The 23,811-nt window shown below is 64.1% G+C and carries 19 protein-coding genes and 1 pseudogene; 14 read left to right on the top strand and 6 right to left on the bottom strand.

Annotated elements, in window-relative coordinates; all coding sequences use genetic code 11:
- Window positions 1–25 precede the first annotated feature (25 nt).
- Window positions 26–1,291, top strand: a complete 1,266-nt coding sequence (locus NGM29_RS09805) for a sulfite oxidase (RefSeq protein ID WP_254155865.1) — start codon at window positions 26–28, stop codon at window positions 1,289–1,291.
- A 24-nt stretch (window positions 1,292–1,315) separates the two neighbouring features.
- Here the strand turns inward: NGM29_RS09805 and NGM29_RS09800 are convergent, their stop codons facing one another.
- The gene (locus NGM29_RS09800) at window positions 1,316–1,801 is read right to left on the bottom strand and encodes an 8-oxo-dGTP diphosphatase (RefSeq protein WP_254155864.1); all 486 of its coding nucleotides are present in this window, start codon (window positions 1,799–1,801) and stop codon (window positions 1,316–1,318) included.
- Between the two features lie 214 nt (window positions 1,802–2,015).
- Between NGM29_RS09800 and NGM29_RS09795 the strand changes: the two are divergent.
- Together NGM29_RS09795 and NGM29_RS09790 are read left to right on the top strand one after the other, a co-directional pair.
- Window positions 2,016–2,674: pseudogene (locus tag NGM29_RS09795) on the top strand (helix-turn-helix domain-containing protein).
- A gap of 68 nt (window positions 2,675–2,742) precedes the next feature.
- Window positions 2,743–2,931: a hypothetical protein gene (locus tag NGM29_RS09790; RefSeq protein ID WP_254155863.1), complete on the top strand. Its 189-nt coding sequence runs from the start codon at window positions 2,743–2,745 to the stop codon at window positions 2,929–2,931.
- An 18-nt stretch (window positions 2,932–2,949) separates the two neighbouring features.
- On the opposite strand, the gene NGM29_RS09785 is transcribed toward NGM29_RS09790, so the two are convergent.
- Complete coding sequence (locus NGM29_RS09785; protein WP_254155862.1) at window positions 2,950–4,239, bottom strand: MFS transporter; 1,290 nt, start codon at window positions 4,237–4,239, stop codon at window positions 2,950–2,952.
- Between the two features lie 191 nt (window positions 4,240–4,430).
- Between NGM29_RS09785 and NGM29_RS09780 the strand changes: the two genes are divergently transcribed.
- Entirely contained in the window at window positions 4,431–5,405 is a 975-nt protein-coding gene (locus NGM29_RS09780; RefSeq protein WP_254160522.1) for an aldo/keto reductase, read from the top strand.
- A 140-nt stretch (window positions 5,406–5,545) separates the two neighbouring features.
- Complete coding sequence (locus NGM29_RS09775; RefSeq protein ID WP_254155861.1) at window positions 5,546–5,995, top strand: DUF7979 domain-containing protein; 450 nt, start codon at window positions 5,546–5,548, stop codon at window positions 5,993–5,995.
- A gap of 38 nt (window positions 5,996–6,033) precedes the next feature.
- Here the strand turns inward: NGM29_RS09775 and NGM29_RS09770 are convergent, their stop codons facing one another.
- Window positions 6,034–6,630 (bottom strand): DUF6149 family protein, encoded by a 597-nt coding sequence (locus NGM29_RS09770; RefSeq protein ID WP_254155860.1) that lies wholly within the window; start codon window positions 6,628–6,630, stop codon window positions 6,034–6,036.
- Window positions 6,631–6,825: 195 nt separating this feature from the next.
- Between NGM29_RS09770 and NGM29_RS09765 the strand changes: the two genes are divergently transcribed.
- Window positions 6,826–8,064, top strand: a complete 1,239-nt coding sequence (locus NGM29_RS09765) for an NAD(P)/FAD-dependent oxidoreductase (protein WP_254155859.1) — start codon at window positions 6,826–6,828, stop codon at window positions 8,062–8,064.
- Window positions 8,065–8,370: 306 nt separating this feature from the next.
- Here NGM29_RS09765 and NGM29_RS09760 read toward each other — a convergent pair whose 3' ends face one another.
- Window positions 8,371–9,987 (bottom strand): outer membrane protein assembly factor BamB family protein, encoded by a 1,617-nt coding sequence (locus NGM29_RS09760; RefSeq protein ID WP_254155858.1) that lies wholly within the window; start codon window positions 9,985–9,987, stop codon window positions 8,371–8,373.
- 812 nt (window positions 9,988–10,799) lie between these two features.
- On the opposite strand from NGM29_RS09760, the gene NGM29_RS09755 reads away from it, so the two are divergent.
- The 6 genes from NGM29_RS09755 (at window position 10,800) to NGM29_RS09730 (ending at window position 16,066) form a co-directional block, all read left to right on the top strand.
- Window positions 10,800–12,872, top strand: coding sequence for a histidine kinase N-terminal 7TM domain-containing protein (locus NGM29_RS09755; RefSeq protein ID WP_254155857.1), 2,073 nt, complete (start codon window positions 10,800–10,802; stop codon window positions 12,870–12,872).
- Window positions 12,873–13,139: 267 nt separating this feature from the next.
- The gene (locus tag NGM29_RS09750; RefSeq protein WP_254155856.1) at window positions 13,140–13,367 is read left to right on the top strand and encodes a DUF7979 domain-containing protein; all 228 of its coding nucleotides are present in this window, start codon (window positions 13,140–13,142) and stop codon (window positions 13,365–13,367) included.
- 153 nt (window positions 13,368–13,520) lie between these two features.
- On the top strand, window positions 13,521–13,931 hold the full coding sequence (locus tag NGM29_RS09745) for a DUF7124 domain-containing protein (RefSeq protein WP_254155855.1): 411 nt from the start codon (window positions 13,521–13,523) through the stop codon (window positions 13,929–13,931).
- A 2-nt stretch (window positions 13,932–13,933) separates the two neighbouring features.
- Entirely contained in the window at window positions 13,934–14,785 is an 852-nt protein-coding gene (locus NGM29_RS09740) for a DUF7847 domain-containing protein (RefSeq protein WP_254155854.1), read from the top strand.
- Between the two features lie 61 nt (window positions 14,786–14,846).
- Window positions 14,847–15,386, top strand: coding sequence for a DUF5815 family protein (locus tag NGM29_RS09735; RefSeq protein ID WP_254155853.1), 540 nt, complete (start codon window positions 14,847–14,849; stop codon window positions 15,384–15,386).
- Window positions 15,387–15,472: 86 nt separating this feature from the next.
- On the top strand, window positions 15,473–16,066 hold the full coding sequence (locus NGM29_RS09730; RefSeq protein ID WP_254155852.1) for a flavodoxin domain-containing protein: 594 nt from the start codon (window positions 15,473–15,475) through the stop codon (window positions 16,064–16,066).
- 75 nt (window positions 16,067–16,141) lie between these two features.
- Here NGM29_RS09730 and NGM29_RS09725 read toward each other — a convergent pair whose 3' ends face one another.
- Complete coding sequence (locus NGM29_RS09725) at window positions 16,142–18,964, bottom strand: PAS domain S-box protein (protein ID WP_254155851.1); 2,823 nt, start codon at window positions 18,962–18,964, stop codon at window positions 16,142–16,144.
- Window positions 18,965–19,130: 166 nt separating this feature from the next.
- On the opposite strand from NGM29_RS09725, the gene carB reads away from it, so the two are divergent.
- Both carB and NGM29_RS09715 read left to right on the top strand, forming a co-directional pair.
- Complete coding sequence (carB, locus tag NGM29_RS09720) at window positions 19,131–22,301, top strand: carbamoyl-phosphate synthase large subunit (RefSeq protein WP_254155850.1); 3,171 nt, start codon at window positions 19,131–19,133, stop codon at window positions 22,299–22,301.
- Between the two features lie 74 nt (window positions 22,302–22,375).
- The gene (locus NGM29_RS09715) at window positions 22,376–23,473 is read left to right on the top strand and encodes a phosphotransferase family protein (RefSeq protein WP_254155849.1); all 1,098 of its coding nucleotides are present in this window, start codon (window positions 22,376–22,378) and stop codon (window positions 23,471–23,473) included.
- Window positions 23,474–23,534: 61 nt separating this feature from the next.
- On the opposite strand, the gene NGM29_RS09710 is transcribed toward NGM29_RS09715, so the two are convergent.
- Window positions 23,535–23,705 carry a glycine zipper domain-containing protein gene (locus NGM29_RS09710; protein ID WP_254155847.1) on the bottom strand — a complete coding sequence of 57 codons (171 nt, stop codon included), beginning with the start codon at window positions 23,703–23,705 and terminating at the stop codon, window positions 23,535–23,537.
- Window positions 23,706–23,811 lie beyond the last annotated feature (106 nt).

Raw genomic sequence — 23,811 nt, 5'->3', positions numbered from 1 at the left:
TGCGCTGTCTGTGGGCTGTACACCTATGGCCACAGAACGAGCGCGGGAAGCCCGTCACCGCGAGATCGACGCGATCGTCGAGGCGAAGGCAGGCGGCGTCGCGGAGACGAGAGACGAAGCCGACAAGTACACCGTCCTCGGGGCTGCGAGCCGACGCACGTTCGCGAACTGGCTGACACCGATCGAGGAACACTTCGTCTGCCATCGAAACGACATTCCGGACGCAGACGCCGACGCGTGGACCGTCTCGCTCACCGGGGGGCTCGAGGGAACCCTCTCGATGGCCGACGTCAGGGATGAGTATCCGACGGTCGCGGTCGCCCACACGATGGAGTGTGCGGGCAACGGCCGCGGCCAGCACCGGCCCGAGACGGGCAGCGTCCAGTGGGACTGCGAGGCCGCGGCCACCGCGTTCTGGACCGGGACGCCCGTTAGTTCGATTCTGCGAGATCACGGCGTGTCGGCATCCGACGGGCGGTGGCTCACCGCCGTCGGTGGCGATCCGTCCGATGGCGACGACGTCTTCGCTCGATCGATTCCGCTCGAGAAAGCCCTCGACGACTGCCTCCTCGCCTACGAAATGAACGGCGAACCGCTCCCGCGAGAACACGGCTACCCCGTCCGCCTGATCGTTCCCGGCTGGTACGGCGTCAACAACGTCAAGTGGGTCGAGGAACTCCGCGTCATGGACTCGATGGTGACCGAGGGGAGCCTCGAGCGCCCTGGGGAACACGCCTACTGGCAACAGGAGTCCTATCGCGTGCACCCCGAGGGAGTCGAATCCAATCAGAACAAGACCGTCGACACGTACGATACGTGGGACCAGCTTGAGGGGGCTGTCGAGCACCCCTACACGTTCGACGCGAACGTCATGTCGCTGATCGGCGCCCCCTCTGGGGAATCACCCGTCGACGTACGGCCGGACGAGATGGTCGAGGTGCGCGGCGTCGCCTGGGCGGGCGACGACGCGGTCGACCGCGTCCAGGTCTCCACCGATGGCGGCGATACCTGGAACGATGCAGAACTGTTCGGTCCCGACTACGCGGGCGCGTGGCGACTCTTTCGGTACGACTGGGACGCCCGGCCAGGACGTCACACCCTGCTGTCGCGCGCCGCCGACGACCTGAACCGACGACAGCCGTCGCGAATATCCGGACCGGACGCCTGGCGCGACGCCCTCGAGACCGACGAGTACCCCTGGAACGAAGGAGGATATGCTGCGAACGCGTACGAACCGAACGGCGTGGACATCGAGGTCCGTACCGACAACGGCAAGGACGTTAGCGAATAAGCCGGGTCGTGTGCACCGATGGGCTCACTCCTCGAACGACGCGCCGCGCTCGAGGTCGTAGTCGACGAACTCGGCGTCGTCGAGTGGTCGTCCGCCCTCGAATGCGAAGGTTCCCTCGACGGTATCGCCCTCGAGCACCGCGGGCAGCCAGAGGCGATCGTCATCCCACATGCGATCGTAGGGCACGTCCTCGATCGGAACCCACTCGGGGTGGGCCTCCTCGGTCGCTACCGGTTCGCCGTCGTAGGTCTCCGTTCGGAACACGTGACAGACCGTGTGGACCTCCCCGTCGAGGGTGAACGTGAGCTCGCCGGCCTGCTCGAGTGCCTCGAGGGGGATCCTGAGGCCGACTTCCTCGCGAACTTCGCGAGCGGCGCACTCTCGCAGCGTCTCGCCGTCCTCAAGTTTGCCGCCGGGTCCGTTGTACCACCCCTCGCCAAGTCCACGTCGCTTCTCGATGAGGAGCACGTCGTCGCCGTCCACGACGAAACAGAGCGTCGCCTCGATCATGCTCGAGGGTTCGACTGCGCGGACAAAATTGGTGTGGTCCGCTGCGGCCGAGTCTCCGTTTCACCCCGAGGTGGACGGGTCCGGTCGGGGCCGTCCGCATACGGACACCCTCGTCGGGCGAGACTCCCTGTCGGTAATGGGCCGTACGAACTACGTCTCTCGTATCGATCCACTCCACAAAATCGAAGGCCGGTGACAACAAACAGACTCAACGATGGCCACCGAAGCGACGTTTACCGTCCCCTCGAGTCAGTTCCCACTGGGGACCGTGTTCGAGCAGCTGCCGGACGTGACGGTCACGCTGGAGCGGATCATCCCCGCCCAGGACGTGGTAATACCCTACTTCTGGGTACGAGGAACCGTCGTCGACGACATCGAGGAGGCATTTACCGAACACCCCGGCGTCAGAGACATCCGTCTCGTCGACTCCGTCGCGGACGAGTATCTGCTGCGCGTCGAGTGGGCGGTCGAGTATTCGGGCGTGCTCAGTGTACTCACAGAGACGGAGATACCGCTCATCGAAGCCGTCGGCACGAACCAGGAGTGGACGTTCGACGTTCGCGGCGACGACCGAAGCGACATCGCGGCCTTCCAGCAACGCTGTCGGGAGCTGGACGTGCCGGTCACCTGACGAGCCTCCACGCGTTGACACCTGTCGAGACGGACACAGAGGCAGCACTCACTGACCCCCAGCAGGAGGCGCTGGTTCTCGCCTTCGATCGCGGCTACTTCGAGACCCCCCGGGAGGTGACGATGGCAGAGGTCGGCGACGAACTCGGCATCTCCCAGCAGGCCGTCGCCTCTCGCCTTCGGCGCGGAATAAAACACATTCTGGGGAGTACGCTCTCCGAGACAGGCCGCTCGGATCGATAGATCGTTTAAAAGGGTTTTGTATAACGCGAAGCAATCCTGATGCTCGCTCTCCGTCGAATACACGAACAATGCCCTCCGGTAAACGCGAGCGCACGCTCGTCGAATGTTCTGCCTGCGGAACCGCCTACGCTGCCACGAGCTGGCCCGACGGAAAACTGCAACCGATCGGAACGAAGAACGGCTGTCGGTGCGGGTCGACGGAGTTCCGTGAGGTCCGCTATCCAGAAACCGCCCCTCAGGAGGAAGAAGCCGACTGACCGGTTCGAAGCAGCGCGCTAGGCCTTCGCATCGGCGCTCGAGTCCGCGTCCGTTCGGTCGAACAGGCGGTCGAGGCCGAGTGCGAGCGCGGCCGACAGGGTGGCCCCGACGAGGGCGAAGCCAGCGAGCGCGACGAAGAAGGTCGCGAGGCCCGCCTCGCCGAGCAGAAATCCGCCGATGGCGATGCTGGTCGCGCCGAGTCCGAACTCCCCGAGGTAGGTGTAGCCGTAGGAGAGCCCGCGACTGTCGGCAGGCGTATAGACGGCGACGGCGTTCTGGTAGAACGGCTGGATTGCGAACAGGACGAAGCCCAGGACGCCACAGAGGGCGAGCAGGGCGCCCAGCCCGCGGTCGACGACGGGGACGAACGCGAGCGCGAGGGCGGCCAGGACGGCGAAGAGTGCAGCCAAGCCGCGGGCCGCAGGAACGCGGTCCGTGAGCTTTCCGCCGGCGTACTGGCCGGCCATACCGACGACCAGCAGACCGACGTAGACGTAGAAGCCGGGGTCGATGTCGTACTGCTCGAGCGTCGGGAACAGTTCGAGGCCCTCGAGCGCTGGCAGGCCGGTCATGATCTCGGGCAGGTAGGTGAGCACGCCGCGGTAGTACAGGCCTTCGAAGGTGACGAGGACGAAGACGATGGCAAAAGCGCTGGCGAATAGTGCCCGGGAGTTGGCGAGAAACTCCGGCAGCGAGAGCGCCTCGTCCGGCCCGGCATCGACGTCGTCTGCGACCGCCGCGGTCGCGTCGAAGTTCGCACTGAGCCCGTAGGCGACGGCGACGAAACCGGGGACCGCCAGCAGGGCGGCGACCACGGGCCACTCGAGGACGATCAACAGCGTGGCGGCGACGAACGGCCCGAGGGCGATGCCGAAGTTGCCGGCGATGCCGTGCCAGGCGAAGACGGTCCCGCGCTCCTCGACGCCCGTGCTGATGAGCGCGAGTCCGGCGGGGTGGTAGATGCTGGCGGCGACACCCCACAGCAGGAGGCCGACGGCGACGGCATAGATGGACTCCAGAATCGAGGCCGCCGCGAGGGTAACGAAGGCGAGGCTCATCCCAAGCAGACAGAGCAGGATGAGCCGCTTCGGGCCGTACCGATCGGCGAGGACGCCGCCAGGAAGGGCACCGATGCCGAAGGGGGCGTACCCCAGCGCGACGACGAACCCGACGAGGGTGACACTCACGTCGAACTCGGCGAGCCAGACGACGAGGAAGATCGGGATCGAGGTCTCGAACCAGTGGACGAGGGCGTGGCCCGCCATGGTGAAACCGGCGATCGAGCGGTCGTTCGAATCGAGAGACATGCGAGACGGTGGTCAAACGGCTGGTGCCGGGGTACTTAGCGACTCGGAAATCGGCAGGGACGACGGGCGGCGTTCGGTGGCCGCGCTCGCAGCCCTCGAGAACTCGAGACGCCGCCCCCACCCGCACCCTTTTGTCGGGCACCGATGTGTGACAGGGTATGGCGGATCGGACGATCGGCTACGCCGACGAGATGGAGTACACGACCCTGGGCGAGACGGGACTCGAGGTCTCTCGTCTCTGTCTGGGCTGCATGAACTTCGGGAGCGCCGAGCCCTGGATGATCGACGACGAGGAGCAATCGATCGAGATCGTCGAGCGCGCGCTGGATCTCGGGATCAACTTCCTCGACACGGCCAACGTCTACTCCCGCGGGGAGAGCGAGGAGATCGTCGGTCGGGCGATCGAGCCCTACGACCGGGACGAACTCGCGATAGCAACGAAGGTGTTCGGACGCATGGGCGACGGACCGAACCGACAGGGTCTCTCGAGGAAGCACATCTTCGACCAGTGTCGAGCGAGTCTCGAGCGCCTCGGGACCGACTACGTCGACCTCTACCAGATCCACCGGTGGGACGAGGAGACGCCCATCGAAGAGACCCTGCGCGCGCTCGACGCCCTGATCGATGAGGGTGTCGTTCGCTACGTCGGCGCGAGCACGATGACAGCCTACCAGTTCACGAAGGCGCTGTACACCGCCGACGTCGAGCACCTCGAGCGCTTTGTCTGCATGCAACCGGAGTACAACGCCGTGGATCGCCACGAGGAGGCGAACCTCCTCCCCGTGTGCGCGGGCGAAGGAGTCGGCGTCATCCCCTGGTCGCCGCTGGCCGGCGGCTTCCTGACCGGAAAGTACGATCAGGACGACGACCCCGACGAGGGGCGGGCCGCGACCGACGAGTACACGAGACGGCGTTTCACCGACGAGAACTGGGACGTTCTCGAAGTCATCGAGGAGCTCGCCCAAGAGCGGGGCGCGACCGCCGCGCAGGTATCGCTGGCCTGGCTCCTCCACAAGGACGTCGTCGACGCGCCGATCGTCGGCCCGCGGTCGATCGACCACCTCGAGGAGAACGTCGGGGCCGTCGGGGTCGAGTTGACGGAGGGTGACCTCGAGCGAATCGAAGAACCAATCGATCCGCGGTGGCCTGCGCCGGGGAAGAACTGACGTGACGACCGGGTGAGGTGAAGACGACACCGCCAACGAACACTGTCGTACGGGTCGACGTTGGCGTATCTTCCCTATCAGCATATTTAATAATCCCCATATTTGGTAAATTATTTATGATTTTAATATGTAAGCACACTATGATCCGAAGAGAGTGGCTCCACTTCGGCATGCTCTTTCTCGGTTTCGTACTCTTCTTCCCGGCTACACTCAGTGGACTCGCTGCGGTGGAGTACGAAATTGCCCTCGAGGAAACCGCTACGGACGGCGGTGAGGTCTCGGAGGAGATGGATCGGTACGGAGTCGCTCGGTACGACGAACTATCGACCGAGCACCGGCGGATCGTCGACGGCGCGGTCGAGGGTGAACGATATCGATTCGACGACGACGAGACCGTCGCCATCGCGTGGGGCGACGGTCGCGTCGTCTCCCGAGACGGACAGTATCACGTCATTCCTCGAGAGACGAACGTCGACTGGACTAGCACGAACGGATTGCTCGCACTGGCGTTCGGGGTCGGAGAGGTGGCGCTGATCGTGGAATCGATTCGACGGCACCACTTTCCTCGGTACCGTCCATTCCGAAGGTGAGGTCGTTTTCCGCTATTCGACCTCGGACAACCTAACGGCTACTCTTCCTCGAGCGACTCGTCGTTCACGCCAACAGCTCTCGACACGTCCACGTTCTCTGGCTCGTCCTGGCCGCCGACGACCAGTTCGCCGTCCTCGTTTTCGACGTAGACATCGTCGGCGAACCCGCCCTCGGCGTGGGGATGCACGGGATTCTCGAGGCGCTCGGGCGTCGACGGCGCCTCCGGAAGCCCACCGTCGGGTCTGAACTCGCCCAGGGGTCGATCGATCGTGATCCCCCAGGTCGCGAAGAAGTCGTAGTACCGGTCGTAGTGATCCTCGAGTTCGTCGGCAGGGAACTCCATCATCTCGGTCCAGCCGTGGTTGTAGAAGTCGAAGTTCGCCTGGATGTGCGTGATTTCGCGGGCCTCGGCCTCGGAGTACCCGGCGCGAAGGGCCTCGAGGTAGCTGTCCATCGTCGCCTCGAAGAGGCCGTCGAGGTGGGCCTTGCGCTCGTCGGCGCGGGCCGGGTCGGCCTTCCCCAGGAAGATCTTCGTGTGGAGGCGGACGAGACCCGAAATGGCTACCGAGCGAACGACTGGGGTCTCGAGGGCCTTCCGAGAGGCGAAGTGACGGGCGTTCTGGCGGAGTTTCATACTCGAGCGGACGGACTCGAGCCTAATGAGCGATGTGGAGTGGACGGGTCGTCTAGCTATAGAAAATATAGTATGTCCGACTCCTGGATGACGAACGAGCGACGCCCGCGACGAGACTACTCGACGATGGCGTATCGAGTTCGAGGGTAGTCCAGATAGCAACCGACTTTAACCCCCGTTACGAAATTTCCCGACATGACCGAGTACGTTATCATCGGGGACGGGATCTCCGGCAGTTCGGCCGCGGAGACACTCCGGGAGGAGGATCCGGAGTCGTCGATCACCGTCATCACCGATGAGGGCGAACCGCTGTACAATCGCATCCTGATCAAAGAACACGCTAAGGGCAAACTGCCCGAGGCGCCGATTTCGATTCACGACGAGGACTGGTACGACGAGCGCGACATCGACCTATCGCTAAACACGCACGTGACGACGATCGACACCGACGAGAAGGTCGTCCGCACCCACGAAAAAGACGACATTCCCTACGACAAACTGCTGATCGCGACGGGCGGGACGCCCACGCAGTTGCCGGTCGAAAACAGCGACGCCGAGGGCGTCCACCACTTCTGGACGTTCCAGGACGCCCGGAAGATCCGCGAGAGTGCCGAAGCGGCCGACGACGCCGTCATCGTCGGGGCCGGGTTGTTGGGCATCGACTTCGCGGCAGTCTGTGGCTCCCAGGGCGTCGACGGCAAGTTCCTGATGCGCGGGGACCGCTGGTGGCGCTACGCGCTCTCGGCTGACGGCGCCGAGATCATGCACGACGGGATGCGAAGCGTGGGCGTCGAGCCGATCTTCGACAGCGGCGTCAGCGAGTTTGAAGTCGACGACGACGGCCGCGTCGAGGCCGCCATCGGCGGCGACGGCAACCGCTACCCGTGTGACTTCGCCGGCGTCGCGATCGGCCTGACGTTCAACACCGAGTTCCTCCACGACACCGACCTCGAGCAGGACAACGGCATCGTCGTCGACGAGTACATGCAGACGAACCTCGAGGACGTCTACGCGGCGGGCGACCTGACGCAGTTCTACGACGTTCTCCTAGGAGAGCAGGCCCAGAACGGCTCGTGGGGCTCGGCCAAAGAGCAGGGTCGAGTCGCAGGCATCAACATGGCCGCCGACGAGGAGGCTGAGCCCTTCGAGTGGGTCTCCTCGTACTCGATTACCCACTTCGACTTCCCGTTCCTCTCGTTCGGCCATCCCACCCTGGGCGACGAACACGCCGAACGCCGCTACTCAGACACTGAGTGGCGCCGCATCGCGTTCAAGGACGGCAAGGTCATCGGCGGTGTCCTCATCGGCGACCTCTCCGCCCAGAGTAAGCTCAAACAGCTCATGCGCCAACAGCGTATCGTCGCCGACCAGGCCGAGGTCCTCCTCGAGAAGCAGGTCGACCTCGACGAACTCGCGCCGAGCCAGGATCAATAGTCGGGTAGTCATCACGAAGGGCCTGTCGCTCGTTCATCGACACACAGCAGGTATTGTTATTGTTGACGCCCTCGTGCGGTGATACGTTGTAGCGTTGTGCTGAACTCACAGCGCAAATGTTGCAACGACAAATGCTCGAGGAGCGGGTATCTGGATCACTCGATCCGTGTTAACGAGATCACTTCTGGGTTGACAGCTGCCTGCGTCTGGCGAAACTACCGGGTAGCACGCATGCGGATGTCAGGCCAGCGAGTTCGTCGGGTTCTACCGACTCTCGTCGAGATTCACCGCACTCGACAACTCCTGTTACTCGTCCGGTTCGTCCGTATTCGACTGCCGGCGCAGCCACTCGAGGCCGAGGAGTCCGCTGAAGATTCCTGCGCCGGTCGTAAAGCCGGGTGACTCGTCTGCGTCGGTCTGGTAGGTGCGTTCTTCGGACTCGGTAGCCCCATCGTCTCCGTCGTCGGAGTCGGTTGCGTTCTCGTCGTCGTCGTCGGATCCGGTCGTGTTCTCGCCGTCGTCGTTTTCGTCGCCGGGAACTTCGCAGCTGTCGCCGTCGCCAGACTCCTCATCTTCGTCCGACGTCTCCTCGTCACCGGTGTCGTCGGTGTTGTCGCCGTCGTCTGCGTCATCTTGCTCGTCGTCGGTTCCGTCTCCCTCGTCGGCGGAGTCGTCTTCGTCGTCCGTCTGTTCTCGAAGCGCGAAGAGTTCCTCTTCGTGTTCGACGTATATCGTCTTGCCGCTGATCGCCCGAATGTGTCCGACCGGTGCGTCGTCTTTCGAGAGCGTCCACTTCTCGCTCCCGTCGCGTTTGTCGAGCGCGACGAGTTTCTGATCGTAATCCCGGTCTCCGTAGTTGTGGCCGTCCACCTCAAAGTAGACGTAGACGGTCTCGCCACTGAAAACGGCCTCCCCGTAGGTGTACGTGACGTCGATACTCCAGTCGTACTCGTCGCCGTGGACCGAGTAACTGCCGTAGCCATTATCGTCTCCTCCGATCGCGGATTCGTTGCTGAGCGCCCGTCCGGAACGCGACGAGACATGGTTCAGCAACTCTCCAGTTTGTGCATCGTAGAGGGGGTTTTCCTCCCCCGACAACTCGGCGAGAACCGCCTTCTCAGTCGCGTAGATATCGTGTCCTGAGTTGTAGCTATAGTACCCTCGCCAGTTCTGCCAGACGGTCTCTCCAGTCGTGTGATCGAACGCGAGAGTGCCGTCCTCCGTACCGGCGTAGACGACGCCGTTCGCTGCGGCGGTCCCGGTGATAAATCCGGACTCCTGTTCGTCACCTTCGCTCGACTCGACGACGGCCGTGTCTTTTTGCCATCGGACCGACCCGTCGTCAGCCTCGAGCGCGTACAGAGTGCCGTCGACGACGGCGAAGACGCTGTCGTACGCTACCGTGTGGTTTCCCGTCCACTCCTCGGCACCGAGCGTGCTCTCCCAGCGGACGCTGCCATCGTCTCGATTGAGCGCTACAATCTCGCCGCCGTTGAGATACACCGTCTCACCGACTACCGCGGGACTGTGCGCGTCGATATCGGTGTTCTCCCAGAGGAGCGAGCCATCTGCCGCGTCGAGGGCGATGACCCCGTCCGTCGTCGTCGTGTACACGGTGTCGTCGGCGACCGCCGTCGTGTACACGTTGTCGTCACCGATTTCGATGGAGCCCGTCTGGTCGACGGACCAGGCGACCTCGAGCGAGTCGCCGTCGAACTCGTACCCGTCCTCGATGAACCTGGCGTGGCCGGCGTCACCACGGTGCGACGCCCAGTCTTCGTCCATCTCCGGATTGGGGACCAGCGACGGGTCGGGGAGGTCCCCATCGACGTCGGACGCGCCTACCCCACTCGAGGCGAGTCCAATTCCTGTCGAAAGCGCTGCACCTGCTGCAAGGACCGAACGGCGATGCACATCGTGCATACCCCTGTCACCATCACTGAGTCCCTTTACTATCCAGTTATTATGACTGAGTTATTCTATTTGCAACTATTTCACATGTCGAATTCACCCTCGTTGACCGGTTCGGGCAACGATTGCCAACAACAACTCGTTGCGATGAATCGAACCTCTGTCTCTCCCACTACACCTCTGACAACAACTCAGTAGTTTGTCGAGGTACTGCAAGATAGAACGGCGCAACTGTTTCACAAGATGCAAGTCAACAAACCAGAAGTAGTGGTTTCGCAGTATAGAGCGATCAGTTAACGGACGAAGCAAGTTAGTATCATAGCGACTCCGTGCGGGAGATACACTGGCTCTAGCCCAGCGATACACGTATTGACCCCGCCGTCAGGCGAATAGGTGGCTATCTGGCCAGTAACTCCCTCGAGTTCGTAGCCACCCAGCTGCCCGCCAGGCCCGTATTCCACATCACTACACGTTGACCAGAAGAATAGTGGACTGATGAGGACGAGGAGGACTCCAGAATAAAACAGTCTCCGCCTCGTCTTTGGCTTCATACGACGGCTTCCCGTTCGGGAGTCGTAGAATTTTCTAAGCTTGTACGAGCGCCGCCACCCACATCAGTTGGTTCCAGACCAAACGAAGCGATCAACAGCGGATTGCACCTCGTTCGATGCGCATTTTCCCACCTGTAATCGAGTATCAAACGACGTTCTGGTAACGCATCAATCATTGAACTAATAGCTCGAACGGAGCCACAACACGGATAACGTCCGAACTCACAGAAGAATGCGTAGAGACTCGCGCCGGGAAGCAGTGAAAGACAACTCATGGAATGGCACGTATCACTGTGGACGGCGCTTCTCGGTGTTACCGCGCTCGTTTCGTTTGGGTTCGCGGTGTACGTCTTTCGGAACTACTACCGACGAGACGACGCCGTCGCCGTGGCCTTTTTCGGCATCGCTACCGCGACCGTCTGGTGGTCGCTGGCCTACGCACTCCAGGTTTCGGTGACGACAGTGTCGGCCAAACTAGTCTTGAATCGATTCGTCTGGGTCGGCGTCGCACTGATGATGCTCTCGTGGCCGCTATTCATTCTCGTCTACACGGGGCACGATCGGTGGGCTCGTGGGAGACGGTTCGCCATGCTCGCCGCGATACCGACGGCGACGCTCCTGGTCGTGTTGAGTGGCAGGGCGGACCAGTTTCTGTATCTCGAGCCGACCGTCGAATTCGTCGATGGGCTCTATTTGCTCACGTTCACGCCGGGGGCGTTCTTCCTGTTCGTGCAGGCGTACTCTTACGCGATCAACATCGTAACGTACGTGCTGCTCTGGCGAACGATCCGGCGCCAGGCCGGGCCGGTCCGTCGGCAGGCGATACTCCTGTTACTCGCGGGAATCGTCCCGGCCGTCGCCACTATCGTCGGCATGGCCGGCTGGATCACGCCGCTGTTTTTCGATCTCACGCCGGTCGCGTTCCTGTTCACGACACTGCTCGTCGCCTGGGCGCTGTTCAGCCACCGGCTGTTCGAAATCTCGCCGGTCGCCCGGGACGTGGTGTTCGAGAACCTGGCGGAAGGCGTCGTCGTCCTCTCGGACGAAAATACCGTTATCGACGCCAACGACCCCGCACGGTCGCTGTTCGGTGATCGAATACTCGGAACCACGTTCGTTGACGCGTTCGAAGCGTATCCGGAGGTCGCCTCGGTCGTCGAGAACGAATCCGAGGACGCGCGCGTAACGGTCGAAACGAGCGAGGGAGCGAAACGACTTGAGGTATCTGCGCTGGGAGTGGCACCTGGAGGAACCGTCGCCACCGTCCTCCTGTTCGAGGACGTAACCGACGAGGAAACGCTCGAGCGACGGTACCAGAGTATGATCGAAAAGTCACCGAACGTGGTCGCGACCGTCGACGAAAGCTGGACGCTTCGTTACGCGAGCCCGTCGATCACGCGGGTGCTCGGTTACGAGCCGGCGCGGTTAGTCGGACGCTCGCTCCTCGAGTACGTCCATCCGGACGACCGCGAAGACGTCCGCGAGTTACGGAGCCAGGTCCGTGAACAGTCCAGGACCGGTTCGGTCCAGCATCGCGTTCGACACGTCGACGGGACCTGGAGCCTGTTCAGGACGATGATCGAACCGCTGTTCGACGGGGCCGGCGAGTTCGTCGTGACCGGGACGGACGTCACCGGCGAGCGGATTTACGAACAACGACTGCAGGTACTCAATCGCGTACTCAGACACGACGTCAAAAACAACGTGAACGTCATCACGGGCTACGCGGGTCTACTCGAGGATCACGTCGACGCCGATGGCGAATCGTACCTCGAAACGATCGAGGAGAAAGCGACGGCACTCGCTGAGCTCAGCGAACTGGCGCGAGACGTCGACATGGTGTTACACGGAGAAGCGGACCATCGCACGGTCGACATGGCGGCCGCAGTCGATGCGGCAACCGAGCGATTGCAGCGGAGGTACGACGACGCGGCCGTCACTGTCGACGTTGACATCGACGTCGACGTCGACGATAATGAAAAGGCACTCGCCCTGGTAAATCCCCTGTACTCCTCGGCGATCGACAACGTCCTCAAGAATGCGGTCGAGCACAGCGATCGGTCGACCCCGTCGATCGAGGTCACCGTCGACCAAACGGAGACGACCGTCGACGTGATCATCGCCGACGACGGGCCGGGCATTCCGGCGGTCGAACAGGAGGTGCTGACTGCCGGACGGGAGACGTCGCTGGAGCACGCCAGCGGACTCGGGTTGTGGCTCGTAAACTGGGTCGTCGCCCGATCCGGCGGAGACGTCGAGTTCGCCGAGAACGAGCCACGAGGGAGCATCGTTCGACTCCAGTTTCCGCGAGCGACCACGGCGACAGCGAGCGCGCAGGCCAGTTGATTCCTCGAGGGACTCGAGTCGGCCGTTTAGTTCTGTTCACGCTCGAGAAGGTCACTCGTCGCCGATTGCTGCACTGCGATGGGAAGTGACTGGAGCGAGTTCGCGTCCGGGGTCGAACGACTCTCTTCGTCCACTATCGGATCATTGGTGAGTGCATCGAGTTGCTGGTACGCGAAACGAATCGTCGGTGGATGAACATATTGTTCTGTGCGATTCTTCCTGGAACCGAACGTTTATGAGCGACCGTGTCAATTGGTATCCTGGAACATGTCCTCCAGTGACACTGAATCCCTCCATCGGACGGTGACTCTCCGGCGAACCGACTCGATCCCGACGTCGTCACGGGTTCGCCACGTCGATCAGCTGAGCGAGGAGGCACTGACCCGGTTCCTCGAGGTCGTGGAAGCCGGTTCGACTGCCGTCCGCGAGGACATGGAACTGGCCGATGGTGACGTGATTATTCACACCGGCTACTTCTACGTGAGTTACGACTGACCTCGATTCGTCCCAGTTCCAGGTCGCCGGTCCCAGGGCGTCGAACCACCCCACCTGCGGCTGGGTCGTCGATCAGTCTCTGGCCGGTGTGCCATCGGCCAGCCGCCGGGCGTATCGAAGCGGTTTTCCGGAGTGCGGCGCAATCTAGGCGACATGAACGGCGGAAGCGACATGACGCTCGCGTTCGAACTCGAGGCCCTGCAGATGCTCGCCTCGCCGGAGGCCGTCTTCGACGACGCCCGGGGCTGGAGTTCCTACGTCGGCGTCGTCTCCGAAGAGCCGACGTACGTGGTGACGAACTTCACCCGGAAGAACCGGGTCCGACAGGACTTCTTCTCCGGCCCGCGCGGCAAGGCTGAGAGCCTCGAGAGCGTCAAACGCCAGTTTGACACCGAGCGACACGTCTTCGTCGGTGTCGGCGACGACGACGAGGCCCTCGCCCACGAGGTCGGCTGGGAGTTCCTCCACGTCGAGGACGCCGCGGAGTCGGCCGAGTGGACGCTGGCGACCGAGCCGAAGGAAGCCGACGATCCGGACGAGGCGATTCGCGACGATTGGCCCTGAGCATGGCCCAGCTCTCGGTACTGACGGCTATCGACGAAGCGTTCGAGCGCATCAGCGACCGCCGCGCCGTGACAGTGCTCGGTGGGCTGGTCGTCATCCAGGCGCTGATGCTGGTCGGCCTCCAGAGCCAGCTCGAGGCCCAGCGGGCGCTCATCGAGGAAGAAGAGCTGTTCGTCCCGGGGTTCGAGACGCTCCCCGATGAGTTTCCCCTCGCCGTCGACCTCTCGGTCGGGGTGGCGACGGCACTTTGGCTCGCCATGCTGGTGGCGTTCGTCGCGCTCTCGATGGTCGCGTTTCGGGTGCTCTCTGACCAGGCGGCGCACACGCGGAGGCGGGCAGACGCCGTCAGGGATGAGGTCGAGGCCGAGATGGAGCCCGCGTCGGCCGAGCAACCGGCGTGGAACGACGAACTCGGCCGAACGACGCTCTCGGCGGTCGTCGTCGCGTTCGGCGGGTCACTGGTGGTAGGACTCGGCCTCGCGCTGTTCGTCGTCCCCGGACTCGTCGCCGCCACGGTCCTCGCGTTTACCCACCCGTACCTCGCGATCGAGCGAATCGGACCGATCGACGCGGCCCGCCGGAGCGTCGAGCTGACCCGCGGCTCCTGGCTTCGCGTCTTCGCCCTCCTCGTCGTCATCGTCATGAGCTTCCTCACCGTGAGTTCGCTCGGCACCGTCGCCCTCGCCGCCCTCGAGTCGGCGCCTGTCGCGGGCGAACTCGCGAACGTCGCGTTCGGCTCGCTGGCCTGGCTCTTCGCGCTGGCTCTACTCGCGAGCGGATTCGACCAGCTCGAGGCTCGCCGCGCCGAGGAGGACGAAAAGTGGGCGGGCATCGACGACGAACTCCTGCCGTAGGCTCGACGCGGGGTCGCCTCGAGTCGTCGTCCTTATCAGGACACCGGCCCAAACCCCGTCGATGGCCGACCCCGCGCCTCGCGTTCCGGGCGACGACACCAGCCGCCTCGAGCTACCCTGCGGAGAGTCGCTCGACCCGCACGAGATCGACCTCGGCATGCGCGAGTACAGCTGTTCGTGCGGTGATCGCCACGCCGTGGTCACCGACGTCCACCCGCCCTCGCGGTTCGTCCCCGAGTCGCTCGTCGCGGTCCTCCAGGAGACCGTCGACACAGCCGACGACTTCGACGAGTTCGGCACGCCCCACCTGCTCGGCATCGTCATGGAGGAGTTTCCCGATGAGGTGGTCGTCCACGACGCATCGGAGGACGGCGCCGTGGGGTACACGCTCCTGTGGGTGACCGACTTCGAGGCCCGGCGACTCCACGTCGTCGTCGTCGAACTGATCGTCGAGTTGATGGAACACGCGATCAGCCACGCCGACGATGGCGACGCAATCACCGAGTTCGAGACGCAGATGCTCGAGTTCGACGTCGAGTCGTTCGTCGATCAGTACCGTGACGTGCGGGACTTCGAGAGCGAGTACGACGCGCCGGTGTGACGCCGGCGTCCATTTTCGCCGAGACGTTTCGTGTCCAGGTCACCGTTTTATTGACGTCGAAGGTGTACTAGGAGCGGTGATCTACCGTGGCCTCGTTTCTGATACTGTACGGAACCGGTGAAGGACAGACGGCAGCTGTCGCGAGGCGAATCGGCGAGAAAATCGCCGAGCGCGGCCACGAGACCACGGTCGTCGACGCAGCCGAGACCGAACCGGACCTCGAGGTAGAGGACTTCGACGCGGTGCTCGTTGGGGCATCGATCCACGCCGGGACACACCAGGAAGCGGTCACCGAGTTCGTCCGGTCGTGGAGAGCGGTGCTTGCGGCGAAGCCGACTGCGTTCTTCCAGGTGTCACTCTCGTCTGCTTCCGAGGAGGGGCGGACGCAGGCGGCAGGGTACGTCGACGAATTCGTCGAAACTACTGGATGGCATCCGGATCGAGTCGGCCTCTTCGGTGGCGCACTCCGGTACTCGGAGTACGGCTTCCTCAAACGACTACTGATGAAACAGATTGCGGGGCGGACGATCCCCGACGTGCCGCCGGCGGACGAGTCCGGGGACGTCGAGTTCACGGACTGGCACGAGGTCGAGTCGTTCGCGGCCGACGTGGCCGCGTTCGTCGAAGGCCGTCTCGGGGTAGCTCCGCCAGCGAGCGATCCATCCGAACGAGATAGCTGAGTACGAGCATGGTGGCACCGTGAACGGCCCTATAGCCCTTCGCGCTCGAGTCACCGTGGCTCGACGAAACGAGGCCTACTCCGTATCGATCTGTGTCACTCGTTCTTCATCCCTGTTGCCGTCGCCATTGCCATCGACACCTCTCCCATCTTCTCCGAGCGAAACGTCGAATCGAGCGCCGCCAGCCTCGCTCTCCGTCACCGCGATCTCCCAGCCGTGAGCATTCACGACTTCCGTCACGATCGCCAGCCCGAACCCCGTTCCCTCTGGATGGGTCGTGTAGCCGGACTCGAGGACTGCCTCCCGTTCGTCCGGCGGGATTCCCGGCCCGTCGTCGGCCACGTAGAAGCCGTCGTCGGACGAACCCACCGTGAGCGAGACGTCGGACCCGACGTGCTCGAGGGCGTTTCGAAACAGGTTCTCGAACAGCGCGAGCAGTCGCGTCTCCTCGCCCGTCACGGCCGGAAGTGAGCCGTCGACGTCGAGGTCGAGCGCTGGATCGACCGTTCGGCTGGCCCGACGAACCACTGTCTCGAGGGAGATTGACTCGGTGTCGGTGAGTTCTCGCCCGCTGCGAGCGAGCACGAGCACGTCGTCGATGATGTCGTCCATCCGCTCGAGCGCCCAGTGGACTTCGCTGAGGTGGTCGCGCCACTCCTCGTCTCGTTCGGCGGCGAGCATGTCGATGTGGCCGGTCGCGAGCGTGAGCGGGTTTCTGAGGTCGTGTGAGACCGTTCCCGCGAACTCCTCTAAGCGCTCGTTCTGACGCTCGAGTTCTCGACGACGGCGCTCGAGTTCGCTCTCTCGCTCGGCGCGCTCGAGGGCGGCCTCGACGTTCGCAGCGAGTATGTTCGCGAGCGCGAGCGATTCCTCCTCGAAGTCGTTTCGTTCGGTCGAGGAGACGAGGAGGATGCCGTGCTCTCCCAGGGGAAGGTGGGCCTCGCTTCGAATCGACGTCTCGGGATTTCGTACGCCGTCTTCGTCCCGGACGTCACCGTGAGCGATTGGATCGCCCGCTTCGAACGCCGTCCAGGCCAGTCCACCATCGCGTTCGATGACGGGCGGCTCGCCGAGGAGGCTGGCGGCGTCGTCCGATATCGCCTCCGGAATGAGGGCGTCGACCTCCGGGTCGTACCGGTAGACGCCGGTGAGCGAATACTCGAGGATGTCGGTCGCGAGCGCACAGCCGACGGTCGCTACCTGCTTAGCGTTCTCCGCGGCCATCAGCCGTCGGGTGCCGTCGTGGAGCGCGCGAATCCGTTGTTCGCGCTCTTTTCGCGCACCGATGTCGCGTATAACGCCGACGTTGCCGACGAGGTCGCCGTCGTCAACCAGCGGGGCGACGTTCGCTTCGGCGACGTGGTTCTGATCGTTGGCGTCGGTGTATTCGAACTCGAACGTTCCCCATTGTCGGTCTTCCCGGAGAATTCCCCGAAGCTCCCGTTTTCCCCGTTCGAGTGCCGGTTCTGGCATGAACGAGCGAGCGGGAGCGCCGACGACCGCTTGCCGGGATCGGCCGATCGCCTCGGCCATCGCGTCGTTTGCCACCGCCACGGTCCCGTCCGCGTCGAGGACGTACATGGGATCGCCGACCGTCTCGACGAGCGTCCGATACTCCTCGAGTTCCCGTTCGCGTCGTTTTCGTTCGGTGACGTCGGTGTAGATGATGTACTCGTAGACGATGCCGTCGAGTTCGACGGCGAACCCCCTGAGGAGGAACTCTCGCGGGCCGTCGGCCGTGAGTCGCGTGACCTCCTCGGTGACGACTTCTCCCAGGCCAACCGCATCGTAGATCGGGACGACGTCTTCGCCCGCCGGAAGCAACAATTCGTCGAGGATCTCGCCTTCGATCTCGTCCGTCTCGTAACCGAACAGGCGCTCGAACCCGGGGTTGACGGCGACGATCCGGTCCAGTCCCGATTCGCTGACGACGACGACGCCGTCGGGGACGTTCTCGAACAGCGCGCCGAACCGATCACGTTCGCGACGGACGGCCCGTTCCGATCGAATGCGCGAGATCGCCGCGGAGACGTGGGCCGCGAGTAGTTCCGCCAGCGTGCGGTCGCGCTCGGTGAACGCCGCCGGGTCGCGCGAGGTGGCCTGGAGCACGCCGAAGGACCCGACGGGCACGCTGAGCCCGGAGCGAAGCTCGTCATCAACGGGATCGGCGTCGCCGTCGGAGCCGATGTCGAGGTCGAGGGACGATTCGCCGGACCGGTAGGTTCGCCCGACGACCCCCTGGTCGGGTTCGAACGTCTCGGTGAGTTCGGAGACGATGGCGCCGTCGGCGGCCGCCGGCCGCAACACGCCCCCTTCCTCGACGTAGAGTGCGCTGTCGTCGCTCTCGAGGACGTGAATCATCGCCTCGACCGCGAGCCGGTAGACGGTTTCGGGGTCGTGGCAGGTTTCGAACTCGAGAGCGACGTCGTGCATCGCGTCAACTCGGCGAAATCGGTCGCCGCCACTCTCGGCCAGGATGCATTCGATGCGGTCACACAGGCGTTCGGTGGCGTCCTCGGGGTTGTCGGGGCCGTCGAGCCCGTCGCGAGTGGCGGGGACGTACGCCGTCACATCCGTGTCGATCGCGCGACTCGCGAGTTCTTCGGAGCCGTGACGGGCGTACAGCACGATCGGAAGGGTGGAGTGGGTTCGACGGATCGTTTCGACGAGCGCGAGTCCGTCGGAATCGGGGAGTCGGTCGACGGTCACTACGCCGTCGACAGAGCGATTGCCAAGCGCTCGAACCGCGTCCGCAGCCATCTCGGCCCTGTGAACGGACAGTCCTGGACACGACGACTCGAGGGCGTCGACGACTCGCGGCGCTCGGTCGGTCGGGTCGACGTATACGAGCGACCCACCATCGAACGCTCGCTGCTCACCACCACTACCACCAGACATGTAGTTGGAGATAAATGAGGCGGTATTCCTATAAGGCGTTCGGCCGTTTGTGCGGCCTCGGCGACCGGGTGTGACGGGTCGGTCGTACGAAATTCGAAATTCTATTTCGAGAATCGCACTATTTCGTGGCGCTTATTACGATGTACACACTTCGGACGGACAACGAATGAGCACCGACCACGATACCGGGGACGACGGACGCACGATCCTGCTCATCGGCAGCGGGCCGATTCAGATCGGACAGGCCGCCGAATTCGACTACTCAGGCGCGCAAGCCTGCCGGGCCCTCCAGGAGGAAGGCGCGCGCGTCGTGCTCGTCAACTCGAACCCGGCGACGATCATGACCGATCCGGAGATGGCCGACCGGGTCTACCTCGAGCCGATCACGACCGACGCTATCGCCGAGATCATCCGGAAAGAGCGCCCGGACGGCGTCATCGCCGGCCTCGGCGGCCAGACGGGACTGAACGTCACGGCCGAACTCGCCGAGGAAGGCGTCCTCGAGAAGTACGACGTCGAGATCATGGGAACCCCCCTCGACACCATCTACGCCACGGAGGACCGCGACCTCTTCCGCCAGCGCATGGAGGGCATCGGCCAGCCAGTGCCGCGGTCGACGACCATCTCGCTGGATTCGGGCGAGTCGGTCACCGAAATCACGGACGAGGACCTTCGCGAACGCGTCGAGGACGCCGTCGACGCCGTCGGCGGCCTCCCGGTCATCGCCCGGACGACCTACACACTGGGCGGCTCCGGATCGGGCGTCGTCGAGGAGATGGACGAACTCCTCGCTCGCGTGCGGAAAGGACTCCGCCTCTCGCGGAACAACGAAGTCCTCATCACGGAATCGATCGCCGGCTGGGTCGAACTCGAGTACGAGGTGATGCGCGACGCCGACGACTCGTGTATCATCATCTGCAACATGGAGAACCTCGACCCGATGGGCATCCACACCGGCGAGTCAACAGTCGTCACGCCCTCGCAGGTCATCCCCGACGACGGCCACCAGGAGATGCGTACCGCGGCGCTCGACGTCATCCGCGAACTCGGTATCCAGGGCGGGTGTAACATCCAGTTCGCCTGGCACGACGACGGCACGCCAGGCGGCGAGTACCGGGTCGTCGAGGTGAATCCCCGCGTCTCTCGCTCGTCGGCGCTCGCCTCGAAGGCGACGGGCTACCCCATCGCCCGCGTGACCGCGAAAGTCGCGCTGGGCAAACGGCTCCACGAGATCGAAAACGAGATCACTGGCCAGACGACCGCGGCGTTCGAGCCAGCGATCGACTACGTCGTGACGAAGGTCCCCCGCTGGCCCAAGGACAAGTTCGACGACGTCGACTTCGAACTCGGCACGGCAATGAAGTCGACTGGCGAGGCGATGGCAATCGGCCGTACCTTCGAGGAAAGTCTGTTGAAGGCGCTTCGCTCCTCGGAGTACGACCCCGCCGTCGACTGGGCCGACGTTTCCGACGAGGAACTCGAGGCCGACTACCTCGAGACGCCGACGCCCGACCGCCCCTACGCCATCTTCGAGGCGTTCGAACGCGGCTACACCGTCCAGGACGTTTGCGACCTGACGGGCATCTACGAGTGGTACGTCGAGCGATTCGAGAACATTGCGGAAGCCTCGGTCGCCGCTTCCGAGGGCGACTTCACTGAGGCCGCCGAACTCGGCTTCACGAACCAGCAGGTCGCGGCCCGCGCTGGCGCCGACGTGGGCGCGGTCGAGTCCGCCGCCCCCGAGCGCACCTTCAAGCAGGTCGACACCTGCGCCGGCGAGTTCGCCGCCTCGACGCCGTACTACTACTCGGCGCGTGACGCCCTCGAGTCGGGTCCCTCGCCCATCGCCCACGACGAGGTCCAGGTCGACACCGACGTCGAGAGCGTCGTGGTCGTCGGCGGCGGCCCCATCCGCATCGGGCAGGGCGTCGAGTTCGACTACTGCGCCGTCCACGCGGTGCGCGCTCTGCGGGAACTGGGCATCGACGCCCACGTCGTCAACAACAACCCCGAGACCGTCTCGACGGACTACGACACCAGCGACGGCCTGTTCTTCGAGCCGATCACCGCCGAGGAGGTCGCCGACGTGGTCGAAACGACCGGTGCTGACGGCGTCATGGTCCAGTTCGGCGGGCAGACATCCGTCGACATCGGGGAACCGCTCGAGGCCGAACTCGAGCGCCGCGGCCTCGATTGTTCGGTGATGGGCACCAGCGTCGAAGCGATGGACCTCGCGGAAGACCGCGACCGGTTCAACCAGCTCATGGACGACCTGGGCATCGCCCAGCCCGAGGGTGGCGCCGCCTACAGCCGCGACGAGGCGTTCGACCTCGCCCACGACCTGGGCTACCCGGTCCTCGTCCGTCCGTCCTACGTCCTCGGCGGCCGCGCGATGCAGGTCGTCCACAGCGACGACGAACTCGAGACCTACATCGAGGAGGCCGTCCGGGTGAGCCCCGACAAGCCGATCCTGATCGATCAGTTCCTCGAAGACGCGGTCGAACTCGACGTCGACGCCGTCTCGGACGGCGAGGACATCGTGATCGGCGGTGTGATGGAACACGTCGAGAGCGCCGGCGTTCACTCAGGCGACTCCGCGTGTGCGATCCCGCCGCGCTCGCTCGACGACGAGACGATGGCTCGCGTACGCGAGGTCACTGAGGAGATTGCGACCGCACTCGAGACCGTCGGCCTGCTGAACGTTCAGCTGGCGGTCACCGGCGTCGGGACGGACGAGCCGACCGAGGTGTACGTCCTCGAGGCCAATCCCCGTTCCTCGCGCACCGTTCCGTTCGTCTCGAAGGCGACCGGCGTCCCGATCGCCAAACTCGCCGCGAAGGTGATGGCCGGCGAGTCGCTCGCGGAGCAAGGCGTCGACGAGCGGATCCCCGAACACACGTCGATCAAGGAAGTCGTCCTGCCGTTCGACCGCCTGCCGGGAAGCGACCCGCGCCTCGGCCCGGAGATGAAGTCGACCGGTGAAGTGATGGGCACCGCGAGCGACTTCGCGACGGCCTACTGGAAGGGGCAGCAGGCTGCCGGCAACGCCGTCAGCGAGGGGACCGCCGTGATCGACCTCGCGGTCGACGGCTTCGAGCAGTTCTTCGACGTCGCCGAGTTCGAGGACGTCCCCGCTGCGATCATGAAGGGCGAGGTCGACTTCGTCGTCAGCGACGACCGCGACGCTCTCGAGATGGCCGTCGAGGAGGACGTCCCGTACCTCTCGACCGAGGCGAGCGCCCACGCGTACCTCGAGGCGCTCGAGGGATTCGACGGCGACCTCGACGTGGCGGCCGTGACCGACCGGCCACAGCGGGTGGCGAACTGGGGCGGCTGATCGGGCCGGCCCCACCCTGGTGAGAAGTCACACACCACCGAAAGAATTCTGTCGAACGATTCGGTATCCGGGCTATGGACGACGTTCCCGAAGCCCGAGCGCTGTCGGCGTCAGCCGTCGACACGATTGTCCGGACGATCGACCCGGCGCTCGAGGTTCGAGACACAACTGCCGTCGAACGCGGCTTCTGTTCGGTCTACCGGCTCGAGGTCGCCGACGACGATGGATCACGGAGTCTGTTCTTGAAGTGTTCTCCCGACGGGCAGCCGTGGGGAATCTCCGACGAGGCGCGCGTCCAAGCCGTACTCGACGCCCACACGTCGATCCCGGTCCCCGAAGTACTCGGAGTCGTGGACGACCACGAGACGCTCCCCGCACCGTGTTACCTGATGGAGGCGCTGCCCGGTGAGGCGCTCCCCTACGAAGACGTGTGCTACCTCGAGGATGACCCCCTCTCGCGGCTTGCGCGGGAGACCGGCGAGTACCTGGCCGAGTTACACGCGGTGCCGGCGGTCGAGCGGTTCGGCCACGTCCGCCGCGACGGGCCCGACCTGGTCGGCGGGCGGCCCGAGTGCGAGCTGTCGACCCTGACGGTCGGCAATCCGCGGACGACCTGGTCGGAGTTTCTGCGGGCGTACGTCGACCGCGAACTCGAGCGACACGCCGACTCCCGGTTTTCGACGCTCACGTCCGACCTGACCCGGTGGCTCGAGGCGAGAATCGACGCGCTGGCGGTGGAAGGACCGTTCGATCCCGTTCTGGGCCGCAACGACCACGGATTGCACAACCTCCTCGTCGACTCCGAGACGGGCGAGATCACCGCGATGCTCGACTGGGGTTACACCCTCGCCGTCCCTGCGGCGTTCGATTTCGAGTTCGCCGCCTACCTCTACAGCGGCGCCTTCCTGGCGGGGCTACCCGACGTGTCGGATCGTCGCCCCCTCGTCCGCGAGGCGATGCTGTCGGGGTATCGAACGGCAAGAACGAATCGAGCGGAGGCGGTTTCGACCCCCGAACCGCTCTACGAACTGGTCGCGATGGTCCGAATCATGAACGACTTCGAACACCTCGAGGTGCCCGACGGGAGCGAACGCGCCGTGATGGACCGAATCGAGGCGGACGCTCGAGCGATTCTCGAGAGCCAGAACAGAGGGTCTTCCCGGGCGGAATAACGTACAGAACGCACTCCCTCGTGGTCACGTTTGCCTGTGCACGTGGACGGCCGTTCGTCGACTAGTCGTCGAGCTCGCTCCACGCGACTCCGAGCGCAACGCCGATTCCGACGCCGATAGCGATCCCCGCACCGATATTGTCCATTGCCACGCCAATAGATACCCCCATTCCGACGCCCACCGCAATTCCCACGCCCAGTTTCGACTCGTCGCCATCCGTTTCGATTCCCATAGCGATACAGACGCCCGCCGGATTATTACCGTATTGCTCGCCCCATTTAGCAGCGACGACGAGCGTGCGAGAGAGCCAAGCGACGACTCTCGAAGGACATCTCACG

This window comes from Natronosalvus rutilus (assembly GCF_024204665.1).
GTDB lineage: Archaea > Halobacteriota > Halobacteria > Halobacteriales > Natrialbaceae > Natronosalvus > Natronosalvus rutilus.
This window is presented reverse-complemented; position numbering and strand designations above follow the sequence as displayed.

Coding starts and splice junctions, on each gene's coding strand:
- NGM29_RS09805 (WP_254155865.1), top strand. CDS start 26: ATGGCCACAGAACGAGCGCGGGAAGCCCGTCACCGCGAGATCGACGCG.
- NGM29_RS09800 (WP_254155864.1), bottom strand. CDS start 1,801: ATGATCGAGGCGACGCTCTGTTTCGTCGTGGACGGCGACGACGTGCTC.
- NGM29_RS09790 (WP_254155863.1), top strand. CDS start 2,743: ATGCCCTCCGGTAAACGCGAGCGCACGCTCGTCGAATGTTCTGCCTGC.
- NGM29_RS09785 (WP_254155862.1), bottom strand. CDS start 4,239: ATGTCTCTCGATTCGAACGACCGCTCGATCGCCGGTTTCACCATGGCG.
- NGM29_RS09780 (WP_254160522.1), top strand. CDS start 4,431: ATGGAGTACACGACCCTGGGCGAGACGGGACTCGAGGTCTCTCGTCTC.
- NGM29_RS09775 (WP_254155861.1), top strand. CDS start 5,546: ATGATCCGAAGAGAGTGGCTCCACTTCGGCATGCTCTTTCTCGGTTTC.
- NGM29_RS09770 (WP_254155860.1), bottom strand. CDS start 6,630: ATGAAACTCCGCCAGAACGCCCGTCACTTCGCCTCTCGGAAGGCCCTC.
- NGM29_RS09765 (WP_254155859.1), top strand. CDS start 6,826: ATGACCGAGTACGTTATCATCGGGGACGGGATCTCCGGCAGTTCGGCC.
- NGM29_RS09760 (WP_254155858.1), bottom strand. CDS start 9,987: ATGCACGATGTGCATCGCCGTTCGGTCCTTGCAGCAGGTGCAGCGCTT.
- NGM29_RS09755 (WP_254155857.1), top strand. CDS start 10,800: ATGGAATGGCACGTATCACTGTGGACGGCGCTTCTCGGTGTTACCGCG.
- NGM29_RS09750 (WP_254155856.1), top strand. CDS start 13,140: ATGTCCTCCAGTGACACTGAATCCCTCCATCGGACGGTGACTCTCCGG.
- NGM29_RS09745 (WP_254155855.1), top strand. CDS start 13,521: ATGAACGGCGGAAGCGACATGACGCTCGCGTTCGAACTCGAGGCCCTG.
- NGM29_RS09740 (WP_254155854.1), top strand. CDS start 13,934: ATGGCCCAGCTCTCGGTACTGACGGCTATCGACGAAGCGTTCGAGCGC.
- NGM29_RS09735 (WP_254155853.1), top strand. CDS start 14,847: ATGGCCGACCCCGCGCCTCGCGTTCCGGGCGACGACACCAGCCGCCTC.
- NGM29_RS09725 (WP_254155851.1), bottom strand. CDS start 18,964: ATGTCTGGTGGTAGTGGTGGTGAGCAGCGAGCGTTCGATGGTGGGTCG.
- carB (WP_254155850.1), top strand. CDS start 19,131: ATGAGCACCGACCACGATACCGGGGACGACGGACGCACGATCCTGCTC.
- NGM29_RS09715 (WP_254155849.1), top strand. CDS start 22,376: ATGGACGACGTTCCCGAAGCCCGAGCGCTGTCGGCGTCAGCCGTCGAC.
- NGM29_RS09710 (WP_254155847.1), bottom strand. CDS start 23,705: ATGGGAATCGAAACGGATGGCGACGAGTCGAAACTGGGCGTGGGAATT.